This window comes from Hymenobacter duratus, from assembly GCF_014698995.1.
Classification (GTDB): domain Bacteria; phylum Bacteroidota; class Bacteroidia; order Cytophagales; family Hymenobacteraceae; genus Hymenobacter; species Hymenobacter duratus.
In genome coordinates this window covers 543,720-561,214 of record NZ_JACWZZ010000003.1, presented here as the reverse complement: position 1 = coordinate 561,214, position 17,495 = coordinate 543,720, and the positions used below count along the sequence as shown (strand labels likewise).

General features: G+C 63.1%; 13 protein-coding genes. 4 read left to right on the top strand and 9 right to left on the bottom strand.

The window, feature by feature from the left end:
- Positions 1-16 precede the first annotated feature (16 nt).
- The 3 genes from ppsA to IC231_RS15845 form a co-directional block, all read right to left on the bottom strand.
- On the bottom strand, positions 17-2,452 hold the full coding sequence (ppsA, locus tag IC231_RS15855) for a phosphoenolpyruvate synthase (RefSeq protein ID WP_190785469.1): 2,436 nt from the start codon (positions 2,450-2,452) through the stop codon (positions 17-19).
- A 238-nt stretch (positions 2,453-2,690) separates the two neighbouring features.
- Entirely contained in the window at positions 2,691-4,529 is a 1,839-nt protein-coding gene (locus IC231_RS15850; protein ID WP_190785468.1) for a glycosyltransferase, read from the bottom strand.
- A 140-nt stretch (positions 4,530-4,669) separates the two neighbouring features.
- On the bottom strand, positions 4,670-6,493 hold the full coding sequence (locus IC231_RS15845; protein WP_211539109.1) for an alpha-amylase family glycosyl hydrolase: 1,824 nt from the start codon (positions 6,491-6,493) through the stop codon (positions 4,670-4,672).
- A 300-nt stretch (positions 6,494-6,793) separates the two neighbouring features.
- On the opposite strand from IC231_RS15845, the gene IC231_RS15840 reads away from it, so the two are divergent.
- Together IC231_RS15840 and IC231_RS15835 are read left to right on the top strand one after the other, a co-directional pair.
- Positions 6,794-9,367: a T9SS type A sorting domain-containing protein gene (locus tag IC231_RS15840; RefSeq protein WP_190785467.1), complete on the top strand. Its 2,574-nt coding sequence runs from the start codon at positions 6,794-6,796 to the stop codon at positions 9,365-9,367.
- Positions 9,368-9,500: 133 nt separating this feature from the next.
- Positions 9,501-9,911 carry a DUF6960 family protein gene (locus IC231_RS15835; protein ID WP_190785466.1) on the top strand — a complete coding sequence of 137 codons (411 nt, stop codon included), beginning with the start codon at positions 9,501-9,503 and terminating at the stop codon, positions 9,909-9,911.
- Positions 9,912-10,097: 186 nt separating this feature from the next.
- On the opposite strand, the gene IC231_RS15830 is transcribed toward IC231_RS15835, so the two are convergent.
- Positions 10,098-11,444 (bottom strand): YfcC family protein, encoded by a 1,347-nt coding sequence (locus IC231_RS15830; RefSeq protein WP_190785465.1) that lies wholly within the window; start codon positions 11,442-11,444, stop codon positions 10,098-10,100.
- Between the two features lie 97 nt (positions 11,445-11,541).
- Between IC231_RS15830 and IC231_RS15825 the strand changes: the two genes are divergently transcribed.
- Both IC231_RS15825 and IC231_RS15820 read left to right on the top strand, forming a co-directional pair.
- On the top strand, positions 11,542-11,787 hold the full coding sequence (locus IC231_RS15825) for a hypothetical protein (RefSeq protein WP_185889325.1): 246 nt from the start codon (positions 11,542-11,544) through the stop codon (positions 11,785-11,787).
- A gap of 72 nt (positions 11,788-11,859) precedes the next feature.
- Positions 11,860-13,404 (top strand): glycosyltransferase family 39 protein, encoded by a 1,545-nt coding sequence (locus IC231_RS15820; RefSeq protein WP_190785464.1) that lies wholly within the window; start codon positions 11,860-11,862, stop codon positions 13,402-13,404.
- Between the two features lie 17 nt (positions 13,405-13,421).
- On the opposite strand, the gene IC231_RS15815 is transcribed toward IC231_RS15820, so the two are convergent.
- The 5 genes from IC231_RS15815 to IC231_RS15795 all read right to left on the bottom strand — a co-directional run bounded on the left by IC231_RS15815 (position 13,422) and on the right by IC231_RS15795 (position 17,372).
- Entirely contained in the window at positions 13,422-14,024 is a 603-nt protein-coding gene (locus IC231_RS15815) for a hypothetical protein (RefSeq protein WP_190785463.1), read from the bottom strand.
- A 23-nt stretch (positions 14,025-14,047) separates the two neighbouring features.
- Complete coding sequence (locus IC231_RS15810; protein WP_190785462.1) at positions 14,048-14,404, bottom strand: hypothetical protein; 357 nt, start codon at positions 14,402-14,404, stop codon at positions 14,048-14,050.
- Positions 14,405-14,449: 45 nt separating this feature from the next.
- Complete coding sequence (locus IC231_RS15805; protein WP_190785461.1) at positions 14,450-15,751, bottom strand: PAS domain-containing protein; 1,302 nt, start codon at positions 15,749-15,751, stop codon at positions 14,450-14,452.
- A 132-nt stretch (positions 15,752-15,883) separates the two neighbouring features.
- Complete coding sequence (locus IC231_RS15800; RefSeq protein ID WP_190785460.1) at positions 15,884-16,333, bottom strand: GNAT family N-acetyltransferase; 450 nt, start codon at positions 16,331-16,333, stop codon at positions 15,884-15,886.
- Positions 16,334-16,460: 127 nt separating this feature from the next.
- Positions 16,461-17,372: a fatty acid desaturase gene (locus tag IC231_RS15795; RefSeq protein WP_190785459.1), complete on the bottom strand. Its 912-nt coding sequence runs from the start codon at positions 17,370-17,372 to the stop codon at positions 16,461-16,463.
- Positions 17,373-17,495 lie beyond the last annotated feature (123 nt).

Below are 17,495 nucleotides of genomic sequence, written 5' to 3'. Positions count from 1 at the left end.
GCCGGCGCTATCCCGGTCAGGCGGGTACGGCCAGCACGGCTTCGGCGGTGGGGGCCTGGCGGGCCAGGTCCTGCTCGGCCTGCACCATGTTGTCGAGGCCTTTGAGCAGCGCGTCTGGGGTGAAGGAAATGCTGCTGATGCCCTGCTCCACCAGGAACCGGGCAAAGGCGGGGTAGTCGCTCGGGGCCTGCCCGCACAGCCCGATGGGGCGCCCGCAGGCCCGGGCCGTTCGGATGACCTGGGCCAGCATGCGCAGCACGGCTTCGTTGTTCTCATCGAAGAGGTGGCTGACAATAGCCGAATCCCGGTCGATGCCCAGCGTGAGCTGGGTGAGGTCGTTGGAGCCGATGGAAAACCCGTCGAAGACAGCGGCAAACTCCTCCGCCAGAATCACGTTGCTCGGAATTTCGGCCATCACATACACCTGCAGGCCCTGCTCGCCCCGCTTCAGCCCAAACTCTTCCATCAGAGCCACCACCTGCCGGCCCTCGGCCACGGTGCGGCAGAAAGGCACCATCACCTTCACGTTGGTCAGGCCCATGTTCAGGCGCACGCGCCGCAGGGCCTCGCACTCCAGCCGAAACCCTTCGCGGTACTGGGGGCTGTAGTAGCGCGAGGCACCGCGGAAGCCCAGCATCGGGTTTTCTTCGGTGGGCTCAAACTGCCGGCCGCCCAGCAGGTTGGCGTATTCGTTGGTCTTAAAGTCGCTGAGGCGCACAATCACCTCGCGCGGGTAAAAGGCCGCCGCTACAAAGCCAATGGCCTGGGCCAGCTTGTCCACGAAGTACTCGGGCTTGCTGGGGTAGTGGGCCGTGAGCTGCTCGATTTCCTGCCGGGCCGCCGCGTCCTGCAGCGTGTCAAAAGCCACCAGCGCCATCGGGTGCACCCGAATGGTGTTGTTGATGACAAACTCCATGCGCATCAGGCCCACGCCCTGGCTGGGGTAGCGGGCCAGCTGCAGGGCCCGGTCGGGGTCGGCGAGAATGAGCAGCGGGCTGGTGCGGGGCAGGGCCACCTGCGCCAAGTCGAGGTCGGTTTCCTGCCAGGACAGCTCGCCGGCAAATACCTGGCCCTCGTCGCCCTCGGCGCAGGAAACCGTGATGCGCTGGCCGTCCTGAATCCTGTCGGTGGCATTGAGGGTGCCGACCACGGCCGAGAGGCCCAGCTCGCGCGCCACAATGGCGGCGTGGCTGGTGCGGCCGCCTTTGTTCGTGACGATGACGGCCGCTTTCTTCAGCACGGTGTTCCAGTCGGGGCTGGTGATGTCCGTCACGAGGATGTCGCCGGGCTGCAGGCGGTGGCCTTCGGCCGGTGAGGCAATGAGCCGCGCAATGCCGGCGGCAATCTGGCTGCCCACAGCCTTGCCGGTGGCCAGCGCCGGCCCTTTCTGGGTGAGGTGGTACTCGTGCAGGCGCAGGGCTTTGCTGCCGTGGTGGATGGTTTCGGGGCGGGCCTGCACAATGTACAGGGTGTTGGTAAGGCCATCTTTCGCCCACTCAATGTCCATGGGCATGCCGTAGTGGTCCTCAATCTGCACAAACCAGCGGCCCAGCTGCTCCACTTCGGCGTCGGTGAGTACGAAGGTGGCGCGCTTTTCGGCCGGAGTATCTGTGTTTTCGATGCCGCCCGCTTCTGCGCCGGCCGGTTGGGCATAGACCATGGTTTTGGCCTTGTCGCCGAGCTTGCGGCTGACCAGTGCCTGGTTGCCGCTGCGCACGGCCGGCTTGAACAGGTAAAACTCGTCGGGATTTACGGCACCCTGCACCACGTTTTCGCCCAGGCCCCAGCTGCCGGTCAGGTACATCAGGTTTTCGTGGCCGGTTTCGGGTTCGATAGTAAACGCCACGCCGGCCGACGCCAGGTCGGAGCGTACCATCGTCTGCACGCCCACCGACAGGGCCACCCGCAGATGGTCGAAGCCGTGCTGGAGGCGGTACTTGATGGCCCGGTCGTTGAACAGCGACACGAAGCAGCGCTGGCAGGCTTGCAGCAGCTCCTGCTCGCCCCGCACGTTCAGGAACGAGTCGTGCTGGCCGGCAAAGCTGGCCGTGGGCAGGTCTTCGGCGGTGGCGCTGCTGCGCACCGCCACCTGAATTTCGACAGGGTAGCCGGCCCGTAGCTCCTGGTAGGCCTGGCAGATGGCCGTGGCCACCGGCGCGGGCAGCCGGGCCGCCTGCAGCAGCGCCCGTGCCTGGGCTCCCACCTGCTGCAGGTTGCCAAAGTCTCCGGCTTCTACCTGCGCCAGCAGCGCCGCTAGGGGTTCGCGTAGGTGGTTTTCATCCAGAAACAGCCAGTACGCGGCGGCCGTGGTGGCAAAGCCATTCGGCACCTGGATACCCTGCGGGGTCAGCCGGTTGAACATCTCACTCAGCGAGGCATTCTTGCCCCCTACCAGTGCGACTTTATCGTTGGCCAGGTCCCGAAAAAACAGTGCATACGCTTCGTGTGCCATACCAGTAGCAGAACAAAAGGGAGGAAAAAGAAAACGGGCCGCTGGCGCCCTGTTGGCGCTCGAATGCCTGCTTAAATGTGGCCTTTTGCTCCTCCCGGCCCCATGACCAGCCGCACCTGCCCGGCTGATTTTTGTCATCCCGCCGCTCAGAGTGCCGGGCCACGGCGGCAACAAAAAACCTGGCCTCCGCTCCGGAGGCCAGGTTTGGGTGACAGTAGACGGTGCTGCAGCCGCGTGGCTACTGCCGTTCGAGGGCCAGCGCGTAGGCACGGTCGTAGTAGACGCGCAGGTTTTTCCAGTCGAAGATTTCGGCGTTGCTTTCCACGTTGTTGCGCTGCATGATTCGCTCCCGGCGGTTGAGCAGCACAAACTGCCACAGAATTTCAGTCAGCTCCTCAGCCGACTCGTCGAAGCTTTTCTCCTGACGCTGCACCACATAGATGCCCTTGTCTTCGTGGGCCGGCACATTCTGCATCACATAGTCGCCGAAGCCGGAGAGGTCGGAGGTGATGGCCGGTACGCCGCGCGCCACGCACTCCAGCGGCGTGTAGCCCCAGGGCTCGTAGTAGCTCGGAAAAATGCCCAGGTGGCAGCCCCGCACAAACTGCCCGTACTCCATGCCGAACAGCGGCGAGGTCGGCGACACAAAATCGGGGTGGTACACGATTTTCACCCGGTCGTGCTGGTTGTTGACGAGGTTGGCGCGCCGCACGAAGTTGAGGATGTCGTCGTTGGCGTCGTCGACGAGGTTGTGGGTGATGACCGGGGGCAGGTTGGTGGTCTTCCAGCTTTGCAGCGTTCGGCGGTAGCGCAGCTTCCAGTAGTCGTCCACCATGCTGCTCAGGTCGGGCAGGCGATGGTCGGTGCTGGCGGCGGCGGCATAGAAGAGCCGCTCGCCTACCTGCTGCTCAATGGCTTCGCAGGTGGCATGCACCTCATCGAGCACGGCGCGGCTCTGCAGCACCTGCGGATTGATGCTGTGGAAGGGCCGCTTCGTGATGAAAAACATCACCACGTTGCCTTCCAATCCGCTTTGCTGCAGGCGGTAGTTGAGGCGGGCCAAGGCTTCCAGCGTCAGGTCGAACCCCTTGTTGTGGTACTCATAGCGGCCACTCGTGAACAAGTACAGCGTTTTGTCCAAATCAAACGAGTAGCTCTGGAAGAAGTGCGCCATCACAAACTCGTGGATCTTGCCCTTGTACTGCTGGTGCAGGTTCTGGAACTCGTGCAGCGCCACGAACCGCTCGATGTTGAGGCCATTGGGCAGCACCGCATCCGGAATCCGCTCGAGCAGATAAATACATTCACGCACCGTCAGTTCGCTCACAGTAGTGAATACATGGGCACCGTGGGCGGCAGCGCGCTCAATGCGCACGGCCGTCTCGATGTTGAAGTGCCGCGCTTCGGCCTCCCAGTCCACCAGCATCAGGTGCTCGTAGAAATTGGGGTCGTTCATGGCCAGGTAGCGGCCCAGCAGCGTGGCGTGCGTCGTGAAAACGAGGTGCAGCGGCACCTGCTCGCGGCGCAGGGCCGGAATGGCCACGCCCGTCATCCACTCGTGGAAGTGCGCTACCACCCGCTGCGGAGGCACTACTTCGGCGGCCAGAATCTTCAGAAATTCCTTTACCAGATGCCCGAAAGCCTCTACCTGGTGCAGCAAGTCATCGGCTTCCGGGGTCGGGATACCGTGATGGTGCCACAGGTCGGACTTGATCCGGCCCAGCTGCGGGTAGGCCTGGTAGGGGCTGATGAGTACGGCCCGCGGGCGGCCCGTTACGAGCCAGACGCCCAGATGCACTTCGTAGCCAAGCTTGCGCATTTCGCGCACGGCCCCGGCAAACCGGTCGGAAAGCGTGGAGAGCTGATAGTCGTCGAAGGGCTCAAACTCGCTTTGGGCCTGCTGCGGAAAGTAGGGACCTATCAGGCAGTACCGGTCGTCCCAGGCCTGCACCGTGGCCGGCACCTTGGAGCGGATAACGGTGTAGATGCCGCCCACCTGGTTGCAGACTTCCCAGGCCACTTCCACCAGAAGCGCATCAGGAGCAATGGGGGCAGGAGTAGAAGCGGGAACTTGCATTGTAGAAGGAGAAAGTGGGTGGGAGCGGCAAGATATGGGAAGCCGGGGAGTTTCTGCTGCCGCTGCCGGATGAAAAAAAGAGGTTCGGAGCGAACAACCGTCCGCCCCGAACCTCTTTATAATGCAGCCCGGAACCTGCGCTACGACGGCTCCTGCGAAATAATCAGCACCGAGTACGGGCCCAGCCCGAACGAGGCATGGAAGGGCTGGTCGTCGTAGATGCCGGGCTCGGCCAGCGTGTCGAGGCTCTCGAAGTTGCCGAACTCCTGGTCGTAGCCGGCCCAGTCGGAGTTGAAGCGCACGCGCCAATGGCCGCCGCGCGGCAGCCCAATAATGTAGTTTTCGTGCGAGCGGTCGGCGAAGTTGCAGAGCACCACGGTGGTGTCGCCGGGCCCCGACTGGTCGCGGCGGATGAAGGCCAGCGTTTTGTCGTCGTTGTTGAGGTGGTGCACCTCCGTGTACTGCCCCTGCAGGCCGCGGGTGTGGCCGGCCAGGTTGCGGCGCAGCTTGATCAGGTCGCGGTAGAGGTGCACGAGGCCGGCGTGCTGCTCGGCGTGCTCCCACTGCAGCGGCAAGTCGTCGGAGAAGTAGCCATCGGCCAGCATCTCCTGGCCCTGAAACATCATCGGGATGCCGGGGGCCGTGAACACCAGCGCCGCGCCCAGCGTGGCGCGCTTCTTCGGAAACCACGAGTGCGCGCTACCGGGCATGATTTCCTCGGCCACGCGGCTTTTACCGTTGGCTACTTCGTCGTGGCTTTCGGTGTAGATGATGCGCTGGAAGGCGTCGCCGTTGTACACACCGATGATGGTGTCCGCCACGTGGTTCATGTCGCGGTCAGCATCTTCGGGCGTCACCAGCGCGTCGCGGACGATGTTCACGAAAGCCGCATCCCACTGGCTGGAGAAGCCCTGGCCGCCGTCTTCGGGGCGGCGCGTGATGTACTCATTGCCTTGCAGATCCTCGGCAATCATGATTTTCCAGGGCATGTGCCGCTGCACCTCCTCGTTGATCCACTTCATGAGGCTCCAGCCGTCGGGCAGGTCGCGCGAGGGGTCGGAGGCGCCATCCACGTTGCGGATGTGCGAGATGGAGTCGCAGCGCAAGCCGTCCACGCGGTAGTCTTCCAGCCACATCAGGGCATTGTCGCGGATGTAGGCCCGCACCGGGTCACGGCCGTAATCGGGGCGGTTGTGGCCCCAGGGCGTTTCGGCGCGCCAGTCGTTGTAGAAATAGATGCCGCCGCCATCGTTTTCGTGCCAGCCATCAAACTGCCATAAGTCCAGGTCGCCGGGCCCGAAGTGGTTGTAGACCACGTCCAGAATGACGGCAATACCGTGGCGGTGGGCCTGTTTCACCAGCTCCTTGAACGCCTGCGGCCCGCCGTAGTCGGTTTCCAGCGCAAACGGGTGCGAGGGGTTGTAGCCCCAGCTGCGGCCGCCCGGAAACTCGGTGGGCGGCATGATTTCAATGGCATTGATGCCCAGCTCGCGCAGGTAGTCCAGCTTTTCAATCACATCATGAAAAGTGCCGGGCTGCTCGGGGTCTTTCACATTGAAGGTGCCCACGTGCAGCTCATAGATGACCAGCGAGTTCCAAGCCGGCATCTCAAACTGGTCGTCTTCCCAGTCGAAGCTGTGGTCGGGCACGATGGAGTTGCCGGCCGAGTGCGTGACCTGGCGGGCATAGGGGTCGTTTTTGAGAAGCTTGCCGGTGGGCGTAGTCAGCTCGAACTTGTACTCGGTGCCGGCCGGCAGGTCCGAAAAATCGGCGGCCCAGTAGCCGTCGGCTTCGTGCTGCAGCGGGTGCGTAGTGGCGTTCCAGTCGTTGAAAGGCCCTACCACCGAAACGGCAGTAGCGGCCGGGGCCCACACGCGGAAGGTAGTACCGTGGTCGTGCGGAAGGGCACCCATGCCGGCTTGCAGCGTGGGGGTGGAGGTAGGCGGAGAAGAAATGGGAGGCATGGTAAACGGAAAAGAAATCAGCACTGGCAGGGGAGAGTGCGGGGGTTAAACTCGATAAACCGGTACGGGGTTATATTTTGCGTTATAAATATTTGATCCTGAATATGTAAGCTCTGTTGAACAGGTGGCTGCCAGCCGGGCCAGAGGGCGGGGCGGGCATTGCGCCACCTGCTGCCGGAGACGCCTTCCGCCGCCGATTTTCCGGGACGCAATGCCACCTTTTGCGCGGGAGCGGACTCTGCTAATCCAGCGCAGTAGCTTTAGAGCGCAATCCATCCTCCATTCATTTTTCAATATCCTATGAAACAAACGCTTACTACTCGGTTATCGAGCTGGCCTCGTGTGTGGCTGCTGTGCGGGCTGCTGCTGCCTTTCAGCAGGGTCTGTGCCCAAACCCAGGTGGATGCCAGCTACGGGCCCATGCAGATCTACCAGCCCGCTACGGCGCTCCAGGCGCTGCAGCTCAGCACCGGCGAGCGGCTGGTGCTGGGCAACGACCTGGTGCGGGCCGACGGAGTAAAAACCCTGCAGCCGTTGCTGCGCTACTCGGCAACAGGCACCCCCGACGCGACGTTTGCGCTGAACATCGCCGACTATAGCTGGCTGCCGCAGGGCCTCACCGACGCCGGGGCTGGGCGCGTGCTCGTCACGCTGTTTGGGCCAGCCACGCTGAACGGGCAGGTGCACTACGGACTGGTGCGGCTGCTGCCCTCGGGCCTGCCCGACCCGGCGTTTCGGGTGCAGCCCAGCTCCCTGACCCGCGTATCGTCGGTGCTGGTGCAGCCCGATGGGAAGGTGGTGGTGGCCGGCAACTTCACCAACTACGCCGGGCAGGCCGCCGCCGGTATCCTGCGCCTGAACGAAGACGGTACGCTGGACCAGCCGTTTGTGGCCAATACGGCCGGTGGCCTGATTCTGAGCGGCTTTGGGCCGGTAGTGGTGCGCCAGCCCGCCGATGGCAAGCTGGTGGCAGGCGGCTCGTTCCGGACGGCGGGCGGGCGGGCCCGCAGCGGCCTGGCGCGCTTCAACGCCGACGGTACCCTCGACCTGACCTTTGCCCCCATCACTACCGCTACTGCCCTTGTGGGCTCGGTGGCCGTGCAGCCCGACGGCAGGATTCTGGCGGCTACGTTCAACGGCACCTACCTGGTGCCCGGCGTAACCCAGACGCTGGTGCGCTTTAGCGCCACGGGCGCCTTCGACAACACCTTTACTGGGGTGAACTATGGAGTCCGCCCGGCCTTTTCGGGTGGGCCGGCCACGCTGCTGGTACAGCCCGATGGTAAGATCCTGGCGGCTTTTGGGGATGGAGTGCCGCCGCCCGGCCACGTGCTTCGCTTCACGGCCACTGGCGCCCTCGACCCCACCTGGAGCGTGTCCGCCACGCCCGAGAACAGCACGTCGGTGTATTCGCTGCAGCTGCTGGCCGGGGGGCAGGTGCTGGTTGGAAGTACGCCCCAGGTGCTGGGAGGACCGGTGTCGGCGGTGCCGGCCGGCGTAAACCAGCTGCTCTCCACGGGCGCCCTCGATACCACCTTTCCCATCCCGGCCCTGCAGGCAGCCGGGCAGGTGGAGGACTTTGCGCAGCAGCCCGACGGGAAGCTGCTGGTAGTAGGAGCCTTCTCGGAAATCAATGGGAGTGCCGCGCGCGGCCTGGCCCGGCTGCTGGCCAATGGCAGCGTGGATGCCGCCTATACCGCCGCCAGCACTATCACGCAGGGCTACCCGACGGAGGTGGTGCTTCAGCCCGATGGCAAAGCCCTGGTGGCCGGCCGGTTTACCACTTATAATGGCCTGCCGGTTACGTCGCTGGTACGGGTGGAAAGCTCCGGCATGCGCGACGCCAGCTTTATGCCTGCACTGGTGCGTATTGGCACTCTGAATACCAATTCCATAACCAGCCTGGCGCTGCAGCCCGATGGTGGGGTGCTAGTAGCGGGCAATCTGGTGGTGCCGGGCAGCTCCGGCATTACGTTCCGCTCGTTTCAGCGGCTGCTGCCCACTGGCAGTATCGACAATTCGTTTCAGCCCGCGGCCACCCTCAACCCAACCGCCCTGCTGGTGCAGCCCGATGGCCGTATTGTGGTGGGCTCCTACCAGAACCCGGTAGTGCAGCGGCTGCTTCCCAGTGGCAGCACCGATCCATCTTTTGCGGCCGTGACGTCGGGCAGCCAGTCCTTTTCCATCAATGGCCTGCGCCGCTACTCCGATGGCCGGCTGCTGGTGTTCGGCTATTTCGACCAGATGGGCGGGGTATCAACCAGCTCGGTGGCCCGGTTGTCTGCCACCGGCATGCCTGACCCCACCTTCAGCGCCGCCATTGCGGGCAATGTTGTGGTTCTGAACGCGGCCGCCATTCAGCCGAATAACCGCATTCTGGTCGGGGGAACCATCTTCAGCTCCAGCGCGGCGTCTTCGGGCCTGGTGCGCCTGCTGCCCGATGGCAGCGCCGATGCCTCCTTCAACACGCCAATGAGTCCGGATGATATCGTGTTGGCACTGGCCGTGCAGCCCGATGGCGCCCTGCTCGTCGGCGGACAGATTGCTCCGGTGGGCAGCAACCAGCCCAACTACGCCCTGGCCCGTCTGCTCGATGCCAGCGTGCTGCACGCCAGCGCGGCGCGGCAGGCGCCCCGCACCGAGGCGTGGCCAGTCCCGGCCCACGACCAGCTGCACCTGCGCCTCGACGCCGCCAGCCGCCCCGAGCAGGTAGCACTGCACGACGCCCTGGGCCGCGTGGTGATGAGCCGGTTGGTTTCGGCTAATGAGGCTGTAATGACCCTGGACATAGCCACGCTGCCTGCCGGGGCCTACGTGCTGAAAGTGCGCTACGCCGCCGGCAGCACGTTCGTGCGGCGGGTGGTGAAAAACTAGCCCTGGGCAGTAAGGAGCAGCCGGTAACACAAAGCAGGCGGGCAGAAACCAGGGGCGTGGGGGGATTGTCCGGGAGCCTTTACCTTTGGAAGGTCGTTCATTCCGTACCTAATCAGCCTTTCATTCTCTTCAAGTGCCCCGACCCAAACCCGTTATCTACGGCCTGTATCCCTGGACGCCCGACTACGGCTTCCGCTACATTCATCCTGCCAACCGCCGCTCGTTTGAGTGGCTGGAACCGGTGGGCAAGCTGTTCGAGAAAATTGCCGAAGACGAAGACGGCGAGTGGATTACGCTGCGCTACGACGAGCAGCAGTTTCTGGTGCGGCCCGAACTGTTCCGGGAGCTGCACCTGCACCGGCCGGCCTTCAGCTTCGGCGACGCCGTGGAGGAAGTGCAGCCCGAACCCGGCCGCTACCGCCACTTTGGTGTGGTGAGCGACGTGTTCTGGGATGAGCAGTCGGACACGGCCAGCTACCAGATTGTGGAGCGCAAGCGCAAGCTGCCCCGCATCTTCCGCGCCGACGAGCTGCGCCCGGATTAAGCTGGCCACTGTCATTGCGCGGACGAAGGACGACGCAATCCTTTCGCTCGTGGCAGACACTTTCCTTACAGCAAAGCCCTCCGGCAGTAGTGTGGTACACTAACGCCGGAGGGCTTTCTGCTTAGAGTCGTTTTCTGCAGATAGAGCTATCATTGCTTCGCGCTGCTCGCAATGATAGCTCTGCTGCTACAGCCCCACCGCAATGCCCACAACCACCGCCACGGCGCCCAGGGCCAGCAGCAGCAGATAGAGCGGCAGCACGAACTTCCACCACTGATCAAACCGCACACCGCAGGCCGCCACGATGGCCATGAGCGCGCCGTTGGTGGGCGTTATCAGCTCGCAGAGGCCGGCGCCGTACTGGTAGGCCAGCACCGTCACCTGGCGCGAAAGGCCGATAAGGTCGGAGAGGGGCACCAGCAGCGGCATGGTGAGCACAGCCTGACCGCTCACGCTGGGCACCGGCAGGTGCAGGGCGGTGTGCACCCCAATCATGCCCAATGCGGAAAGCGTAACCGGCAGCCCCGCCAGCGGTGCCGACAGCGCATTGACGATGGTATCGACGATCTGTCCCTGCTCCAGCACCACGAAAATGGCGCGCGCAAACCCGATGAGCAGCGCCGAGAAGGCAATGTCGCGGAAGCCGGCCAGGAAGCCTTCGGCGGTGCCCGTAAGGCCCAGGCCGCCGATGAGGCCGGCTACCACGCCGAGCCCGAAAAACAGGGCTGCCATCTGCTCGAAGTCCCAGCCCAGCTTGAGCACGCCGTAGGCGAAGAAGGCAAAAGCCGCGAACAGCAGCAGCAGTACTAGGCCGTGGTTGCGGCCTTCGGTGAGGGCGGCTGGGTCGGCGGCGGCGCTGGCTTCGGGCGGCACGCGGTGGCGCAGGGCGTAGCGCACGGTGCCCGCAATCCAGATGGCCAGAGCCAGCATCAGAAACGCCAGCCGGAAGCCGCCGCCCGACAGCAGCGGCAGCTGCGCCAGCTTCTGGGCAATGCCCACCTGAAACGGATTCAGGGGGCTGAACGCCGCGCCCACCGCCGCCGAGCCAATGCTGACGGCCGCCGCCGTGAGGGCCGGGTAGCCGATGCGCCGCATCAGAATCAGGAGCACCGGAATCAACGGCACTATCTCCTCCTGCATATTCTCCAGGGCGCCCATGGTGGCAAACAGCACCGAAATGATGGGAATGACGACAGCCTCACGTCCCTGAAACCGCCGCAGCAGCCAGTCGACGCCGCTGCGCAGGGCGCCGGTCTGGTCCACTACCGTGAAAGCGCCGCCGGCCAGAAACACCAGAAAAATGACCGAGGCCGCATCGACCATGCCTTTGGGAATATCAACCAGGGCCTGCAGCGGGCTGACGGGCGTGGCCGGCACGCGGTGGTAGGAGCCGGCTACTACTACGTCGCGGCCGGTGGCGGCGTCGGGGTGGCGGCTGAATACACCGGTGGGCAGCACGTAGCTCAGCAGGCAGGCCAGCAGAATAAACCCTACCAGCAACACCAGCGGATGCGGAAATCGAATTGTCTTCATGCCGCGAAGGTAGGAGGTGATTGGTGGAGTAATATGCCACCCTGCCACTGCTATTTCGGAACCAGACCGGTGTATCTTCGGGTTTGCCTGGCTATCAATGAATCTGCGCGTATTCAAAAAGCTCCCGATGGGCCAGCAGGCCGACTGCCTGCGGCGCTATGGCCACTTCCTGGCCGAGCGGCGCGAAGACAGCTTTACGCTGCGCCTCTATGCGCTCAGCGACTTTTATGCGGAGGAATGGCGCGTGCAGGACGAAGAGCACATTCTGTTTATTCATCTGTTTCAGCACCCCGGCGGCCTGAACGAATATCTGCACAAAATCCGGCTGCCGGAGGAGTTGTGAGCCAACGACGGCCGCCAGAGCTCTGAAAACCGGTGCCGGGTTCTGCATATCCGCAAGCGGCTATATTAGGGCATGAAACCCTCTCGCCTACTGCCACCGTTGTTTGCGCTGCTCAAGTTTGTGTCCGGCTACGTGCTGGCCAGCCGCGCCTACGAGCTGCACCGTGACGAATACCTGTACCTCAACTACGGCCGGCACCTGGCCTGGGGCTACTTGGAAGTGCCACCCCTCACGGCAGTGCAAAGCTGGCTGACCATGGCTCTGGGCGGTAGCTGGTTCTGGGTGAAGTTCTGGCCGATTCTCTGGGGTAGCCTCACGATATGGCTGGTGGGCCGGCTGGTGTTGAAGCTGGGTGGGGGAGGCTGGGCTGTGGCGCTGGCCAGCATCAGTTACCTTATCACGGCCTATGCCCGGCTCAACTTCCTGTTCCAGCCCAACTCGTTTGAAGTGCTGGCCTTTACCGCCAGCAGCTATGCGCTGGTCCGTCATATCGAGACTGGCCGGCCCCGCTACCTCTATGGGCTGGGCGCCATGCTGGGCCTGAGCATGCTGAATAAGTACACCACCATTTTCTATGCCGCCGCCTTGCTGGCTGCCTTGCTGCTTACGCCGCAGCGCCGCCTGCTGGCCAGCCGCCACCTGTGGGGCGCGGCCGGGCTGGCACTGCTGCTCTGGCTCCCAAATTTGGTGTGGCAGCTGGCGCACGGTATTCCGTTCTGGCACCACATGGCTCTGCTTCACGACTCGCAGCTGGTAAACGTGTCGGTGGCAGATTTCTGGAAAGACCAGCTGCTGATGTGCTTTCCGGCGGTGTGGGTTTGGGGGGGCGGGCTGCTGGCGCTGCTGTGGTACCGGCCGCTACGGCCCTACCGCGCCGTGGGCTGGCTCTACATTGCCGGCCTGCTGCTGCTGACGGTGCTGCACGGCAAGAGCTACTATGCGCTGGGCTACTACCCAATACTGTTTTCGTTTGGGGCGCTGTGGCTGGAGCAATGGGTGGCACGCCGCTGGCACCCGCAGGTATGGCGGCCGGCGCTGCTGGTACTGCCGGTGCTCCTTATGCTGCCGTTTCTGCCGTTTCTGTTTACGCTCTATCCACCTGCTTACATGCGCGTGGTGGGCGAGCAGTATCGGGGCGTGGGTATGCTGCGCTGGGAAGACGGGGTAGACCATGTGCTGCCCCAGGATTTTGCCGATATGCTGGGCTGGCAGGAGCTGGCCGACCAGGTGTGGCAGACGTATCGGGCGCTGCCTGCCGCTACGCGTGCCCACACCCTCATCAAGTGCGACAACTACGGCCAGGCGGGTGCCATCAACTACTACAACCGCAACCGCCCGCTGCCCCCGGCCAACAGCTTCAACGGGTCGTATCTGCACTGGTTTCCGGCCCGGCCCACCAAGCCGTTTCAGCAGCTGATACTGGTAGAAGACGATATGCCCGGCGGCGTGGCCGGGCACTGCCGCAGCCTCCGGCAGGTGGGCGAAATCATCAACCCGTTTGCGCGGGAGCGGGGCACCGCCATCTTCCTGGTAACCGGCCCCGACTCCGTGCTGCTGGACCGGATCTACCAGGAGCACCGCGCGGCGCTGGCCCGGTGGGAGGGCCCGGCCCGGTGAGGCCCAGCCAGTGCCTGCTACGGACGCTCTATGTCCATGATTTCGTCTTTCTCAACCATGATCTGCAAGTCGAGAAGCGTGAGCTCCATCGGCTCCCTGGCAAACCTTATGGGCTTGTTCAGCCCTTCCAAGCTCGTCACCTTGCTTGTCTCGTAGTTATTCCTCAGCAGCCGGACTGTATTGCCGCTTACGCCCTGCACTTTCAGCAAAGAGTAATTGCCGTCTTTGGTGCGAATCCGATACACGTCGCCGGCGCGCGGCTGCTGTATGAAGGAGAGGTTTTCCGTATGCTGGTTGCTGCGACCTATCAGGGCCAGCCCGAGGCCCACAGCAAGCAAAGCCAGGCCCGCGAAATGCCACCAGGGAGCCCGTACCTGGCTCTTCAGCTCCTGCAGTTCCTGCTTCAATTGCGGGGAAAGCTGTTTGGCTGGTACTACCTGCTGGCAGTTGCTGCACGCAGACTGGCCACCTTTGCCCAACGGAACCAGGGGTATCCAGTAGATATGCGCATACCGCCCGAATACACTCAGCTGCAGCGCCCCGCAAGTAGCACATACCGGACAGGAACCAGCGGCTGGTTTAGTGACCAGATGAGTGGTTTTGTAACCGTAGATAAGCATCAGATAGCCAGATAGAAGTTTGGTTAGGCGGTACTGCTTTGCTCCATTTTCTGCAGGAGTGCCACAATCTGGTCGGCGTAGCCGTCAATCTGCTCCAGGCCGGTGCGCGACTCCTCCAGCTGCCCCCGCTGGTATTGGCGCACCAATGCCTGCCCGGAATCGAGCATCCGCTGCAGCACCCGCTCAATCTCCCGCACCTCGGGGTAGGCGCCGTACTTCGGTTTTACGATGGTGTTCAGCCACTCGCCCAGCGGGTTCTGCTGCATCGAAAACAGGGCGTCGTCTGCCTCCCGCACCCCGTAGAGCACGGAACGCAGGCGCGACTTGAACAGCACCTGCTTGATGCGGGCCTGCTGGAAATCCAGGTTGGTTATGTCCATAGCACTGCCCCGGATGGTCGCCTGTGGAAAGAATAGGATGCCATCTTACTGCGCGGAAGAACCAGGGTTCTGAAGTTGCTGGCGAGCTAGCACCAGGTCGGTTACATCGAAGGCAAACACCGTAATGCCGGCTTTCTGGCCACCTTCCAGAAACAGCTGGTAAGTGAAGTTGAGGTAGCGGCGCTGCAACTGGCCGTTGCCGTCCTGGTCAAGCATAATGTCAACTTCGTTGCCGATAAATGTTTCGCCGGTGTTGTACACGTTGTCGAGGAGCGGGATAAAGCCCTGCTCCACGACTTCCGGCATTGCTTCGGCCACCGTTTTGCCAACCAGCGTACGGTTTGGGAACAGCTTCTGATACTCCGGGTTCACAAACTCAAAGCGGTGCTCCGCGCCCCGCAGAATGCAGATCATGGCCGGCGTCTGCATGAACAGGTTGAAGAAGGTTTCGCGCTGCTGCACGGCCAGCTGGTAGGCCTCGTAGGCCTGGTCGGAAAGCAACGCCTGCTGCTCGTTGGTTTCCAGCAGCTCCTGCACCATCTGTTTCTGGTCGTGGATGTCGGCACCACCGCCTACCCACATCGTAATGCGGCCTTCGTCGTCGTGGCGGGGCAGGCCGCGCATCAGCATCCAGCGGTACTGCCCGTCGGCTCGGCGCAGGCGGTATTCTACCTGGTAAGGCTGGCCGGTAGCTACTGATTCGCCCCAGGTTTCCAGAACCCGTGCCCGGTCGTCTTCGTGCAGGTTGGCTATCCACCCGTTCTGCAGCTCATCGGCCAGCTCGCGGCCCGTAAACTGCAGCCAGCGCTGGTTGAAATAGTCGCGCGTACCATCTGGCTGCGCGGTCCAGACCAGAATCGGCACCGATTCCAGCACGAACCGCATGCGGTTCTGGGTTTCGTTGAGGGCCCGTTGGGTTTCGGCAGCCTGCAAAGCGGCCCGGTATTTCTCCGTCACGTCCTGCGTGCGCTGCAGAATAAACTGCAGCTGGCCTTGCGCATCCAGAATCGGGTAATGCGTTGCTTCCCAATACAGCTCCTCTAGGCCACCACCCTGCGCTTCGGGGCGCTCCAGGTCGTAGCGGAGCAGCGGCATGGTGTGGGACGTCAGATGCTGGCGCACATGCGCGTGCGACTCCCGGATAATGCCCGCCGATTCTTCATCAGTTGCTGGAAATGCGTCGAAAAACGGCTTTCCTACCACTGATTGGCGGCTTTTCAGGGACACGGCCTCATGGCTGTCCGTGTTGTCGACGATAGTGGCGTCGGCGTCGGGAGCTATGAGCAGAAAGTTTTCGGGCAGCGTCCGAAACAGTTGTTGGTAGTCGACCGGAAAAGCAGAAACCATAGGGAAAGCGCAAACGATGAAGAATCAGGCGGAACAGGCCGTAGCAAAGGTAAGGCAATCAGGCCACCAAATAAGCAGGTGGCGCGGGGCAGGAACCGGACGAACCTGAACAGCCGGTTTTGCCTGTAGCGGCTAGGGCCGCACCATGTGAATATGCGGAATGCCGTCTTCGAGGTAGCCTTCGCCGAGCTGCCGGAACCCGAAGCTTTCATAAAACTCTCTGAGGTAGAGCTGGGCCCCAATCTGGATGGGCTGCGGGCCGAACAGATGCTCAATGGCCGCAATGGACTGCCGCAGCAACTCGCGCCCCAGCCCGTAGCGCCGGAACTTTGGGCTCACCACCACGCGCCCGATGCTGGCCTCGGGGTAGCTGATGCCGGCCGCAAACAGCCGCGTGTAGGCTGCCAGCTCGCCGGTTTCGGTGTGCCCAAGCAGGTGGTAGGCGGCCTGGTCCTGCCCGTCGAGGTCCTGAAACGCGCAGGCTTGCTCTACCACGAATACCTCGGAGCGCAACTGCAGCAGAGTGTATAGTTCGGGTAGCGTGAGGTCCGGGAAGGCTTTGGTGGTCCAGGTGAGGGTCATGACTGGGCAGCTGGGGTAGGAGTAGGCCGCGAAGGTAACCGGTAGCCGGTGCCAGCAAACAAAAAGAGCGGACCCGAACCGAAGTCCGTGTCCGCCCTTTGGGGCCGAAAGGGGTATCGGCCGCCGGTTATTCCTGCCAGGGCCAGCGCCAGCGGTAGGCCCGGGCTTTGGCCTGCCGCTTCAGCGTGTTGGTCTGGCCTGCCACTTGCACATCCCACACCACGCCAAGTCCGCGCAGCCCCCGGATAAGGTGCCACCCCAGATCCAGCTCGTACCATTCGGTGCCCATGCGGGCAGAGCTGGGGTGCGCATGGTGGTTGTTGTGAAATCCTTCGCCGAAGGACAGGGCCCCCAGCACAAAATTGTTGTAGCCATGCTCGGCCGCGCCGTCGATGTCGTAGCGGGCGTAGCCGTATTTATGGGAGATGAAGCCGACAAACCAGTGGCCCAGAATGGTGATGCTGATGCGCAGGCACACGCAGACAATCATGGCCTCGAAGCTGAACACGGCCCAGATGAGGCCGGCCGCTCCCAGCACGTGCCAGTACCAGGTGTTCTGCAGAAACACTAGCCACGGGTCGTGCAGGTCTTCGTCGGGAATGGCGTAGCGGCTTTCGTCGGCGGGCAGCAGGGCCAGGTGCAGGTTCCAGCCGTAGTCCTGCAGCACGGAGTGGTCGTAGCGGAAGTAGGCAGGGCAGTCGGCGCGGTTCTGCCAGTAGTCGCGGAAATAGTGCACCCGCACCCAGGAAAGCGGTCCGCCCAGGCCCGAGTGCACGAAACAGTAGGCCAGCAGCCCGCGCGTGAAGCGGGAGCAGCGGTAGGCGCGGTGAATGATGCCCCGGTGCAGGCCAATGGAATGGCCCAGGCCCACCGAAAAAACCGTCAACAGAACCGATGCCACGCTGCGCTCCACCGACAACGACGACCAGCCCCACAGCAGCGCCGGAACGAGCATCAGATAGAGCCAGCCTGACTTGAGCCAGCTTAGTTGGAGCCGGTCGCCTTCCGCGACGCTGGCTGTAGGATTAAAGAAGGGCATAGACGAAATGAATAACCGCTGAACATATTGCTATTCAGATGCCGAAGATAGGAAGCGGCGCTGTAGCGAGGATACTGCCGGCCATAAAAAAACGGAAGAACCCGGCGCCGCTCGTGCCCCGCT